This window comes from Agromyces binzhouensis, from assembly GCF_004135055.1.
In the GTDB taxonomy this organism is placed as follows: Bacteria; Actinomycetota; Actinomycetes; order Actinomycetales; family Microbacteriaceae; genus Agromyces; species Agromyces binzhouensis.
In genome coordinates this window covers 1-2,897 of sequence record NZ_SDPL01000400.1, presented here as the reverse complement: position 1 = coordinate 2,897, position 2,897 = coordinate 1, and the positions used below count along the sequence as shown (strand labels likewise).

The window sequence follows — 2,897 nt, the reverse complement described above, 5'->3', positions numbered from 1 at the left end:
TGGCGCGGCGGCGCGGTGCGGGACCGCGCGAGCCGTTCGTCGACGGCGCGCCCGCGAGGCGCTTCGGCAGCGACACCTCGATGCGGCGGCCGTCGACCTCGACGACGAGGCTCGTCCGGGCGGCGGGTCCCTTGGTCTCCGCCAGCTCGCCCGTCCACGGCTCGAGCTGGTTGTCGTACTCGGTCTCGATCCAGCGCGTGTAGACCGAGAACGGCTCGTCGCCCTCCGGGGCGAAGGCGGCGTTGCGGACGATGTCGCGGTGGAAGGGGAGCACGGTCGGCAGGCCGGCGACGTCGAACTCGTCGAGCGCGCGGCGGGCGCGCTCGAGCGCGTCCTTCCGGGTGGCGCCGGTCACGATGAGCTTGGCGAGGAGGGAGTCGAACGCGCCCGAGATCTCGTCACCGCTCGTGACGCCGGAGTCGACGCGCACGCCGGGGCCGCCCGGGAAGCGGAGCTGGTGGATGGGGCCCGGCGCGGGCAGGAAGTTGCGGCCGGGGTCCTCGCCGTTGATGCGGAACTCGAACGAGTGCCCGGTGGTGACGGGGTCGGGGTAGTCGAGCACGCCGCCCTCGGCGAGGCGGAACTGCTCGCGCACGAGGTCGAGGCCGGTGACCTCCTCGGAGACGGGGTGCTCGACCTGCAGGCGCGTGTTCACCTCGAGGAACGAGACCGTGCCGTCCTGGCCGATCAGGAACTCGCACGTTCCCGCCCCGACGTAGCCGACCTCCTTGAGGATCGCCTTCGACGACTCGTAGAGCAGGCGGTTCTGCTCCTCGGTGAGGAACGGAGCGGGCGCCTCCTCGACGAGCTTCTGGTGGCGGCGCTGCAGCGAGCAGTCGCGCGTGGAGACGACGACGACGTTGCCGTGCTCGTCGGCGAGGCACTGGGTCTCGACGTGGCGGGGCTTGTCGAGGTACTTCTCGACGAAGCACTCGCCGCGGCCGAACGCCGCGACGGCCTCGCGGGTCGCGGACTCGAAGAGCTCCGCGACCTCGGCGCGCTCGCGCGCGACCTTGAGGCCGCGACCACCGCCGCCGAACGCGGCCTTGATCGCGACGGGCAGCCCGTGCTCGTCGACGAACTCGAGCACCTCCGCGGCGTCCGCGACGGGGTTGAGGGTGCCGGGGGCGAGCGGCGCGCCGACCTTCTCGGCGACATGGCGGGCCGAGACCTTGTCGCCGAGACGCTCGATGGCCTCGGGGCTCGGTCCGATCCAGATGAGCCCGGCGTCGATGACCGCGCGGGCGAAGTCGGAGTTCTCGGCGAGGAAGCCGTACCCGGGGTGCACGGCGTCGGCGCCGGAGCGGCGCGCGATCGACAGCAGCTTGTCGATGACCAGGTAGGTCTCGGCGCTGGTCGAGCCGTCGAGGGCGTAGGCCTCGTCGGCGAGCCTGACGTGGCGCGCGTCGCGGTCCTGGTCGGCGTAGACGGCGACGGAGGCGAGCCCGGAGTCGCGGGCGGCGCGGATGACGCGGACGGCGATCTCGCCGCGGTTGGCGATGAGGACCTTGGTGATGCGACGCATGATGACCAAGCCTATTGGCGGATTCCCAGCCGCCTTTGGGTGGTGCCCACAAAAAAGGCCTGCAGCTGTTTCGGTGAGCGACAACGAGCGGATGCCACGGACCGCTCACGACCCCGCGCCACGCGGCGCGGGGATCAGTTCGTGCCGAGGTCCCAGAGGTCGATCCACGCGACGCCGAGCTCTCGGACGAGGTCGCGCAGCGTCGACAGCGAGAGTCCCACGACCGTCGACGGGTCGCCGTCGACGGAGCGGATGAACGGGCCGCCGAGGCTGTCCACGGTGAACGCTCCGGCGACCGCGAGCGGCTCGCCGGTGGCGATGTACGCGTCGATCTCCGCGTCGTCGAGCCGGGCGAACTCGACCACGGCCGACGCGGGACGACCGACCGCACCGCGCACCGCGCCGCCGCGGTGGTCGATCACCCAGTGGCCCGACCAGAGGACCCCCGAGCGCCCGTTCTGCCCGGCCCACCGCTCGCGTGCCACGTCGGGACGGTGCGGCTTGCCGTGCAGCACGCCGTCGACGAGGAACGCGGAGTCGCCGCCGAGGATCAGGCCGTCGATGGGCGCCCCGTCGACGTCGCGCCCGATGATCGCCTCCGCCTTCCGCTGCGCGAGCAGCTGCACGAGCTCCTGCGGGGCCAGCGGACCGTGCTCGGCCTCGTGGTCCGCGACGGCCGCCTCCTCGTCGACCCCGGGGGCCAGCAGGAGCGGCTCGATCCCGGCCTGGCGGAGCAGCTGGCGGCGTGCGGGCGAGGTCGACGCGAGGTACAGGCGCATGCCTCCATCCTGCCGGTGCCGCTCCCGGCCCGCATGCGGGTCGATGTGCGATGCTCGGACGATGGCCAACTCGCGTCGCCGCCCCGCTCGCGGCACCCGCCCGGCGGGCGCTCGTCGACCCGCCCCGGCACGTCCGGCCGAGCCCGGGCCCCTGCTCGAGCTCGACGTGGAGCGGATCGCCCATGGCGGCGTCGCCGTCGCCCACCACGAGGGACGGGTCGTCTTCGTCGCCGACGCGATCCCGGGCGAGCGCGTGCGCGCCCAGGTGACGGATGCCGGGCGCGACCGATTCTGGCGCGCCGAGACGGTCGAGGTGCTCGACGCCTCGCCCGACCGCCGTGAGCACGTCTGGGCGGAGGCATCCGTCGACCGCGCACCCGAGGACCGGGTCGGCGGCGCCGAGTTCGGGCACATCGTGATGCGACGGCAGCGCGAGCTGAAGGCCGACGTGCTCCGCGACGCCCTCGCGCGGATGGGCGGCGTCGACCGGGAGGTCGACGTGCGGGAGGTCGATCCCGGGCTCGCCCCCGGCGTCGACCGGGAGTCGGGCGCCCACTGGCGCACGCGGGTGCGCCTGCACGTCGGCCCCGACG

General features: G+C 73.7%; 3 protein-coding genes. 1 reads left to right on the top strand and 2 read right to left on the bottom strand.

The window, feature by feature from the left end; genetic code table 11:
- Positions 1 to 1,525, bottom strand: a 1,525-nt coding sequence (locus ESO86_RS14815) for an acetyl-CoA carboxylase biotin carboxylase subunit (RefSeq protein ID WP_129235676.1), incomplete at its 3' end; no start/stop codon positions are given.
- 134 nt (positions 1,526 to 1,659) lie between these two features.
- Entirely contained in the window at positions 1,660 to 2,304 is a 645-nt protein-coding gene (locus ESO86_RS14810; RefSeq protein ID WP_129235675.1) for a Maf family protein, read from the bottom strand.
- Positions 2,305 to 2,365: 61 nt separating this feature from the next.
- Between ESO86_RS14810 and ESO86_RS19125 the strand changes: the two genes are divergently transcribed.
- On the top strand, positions 2,366 to 2,897 hold a 532-nt coding region (locus ESO86_RS19125), incomplete at its 3' end, for a TRAM domain-containing protein (protein ID WP_165307933.1).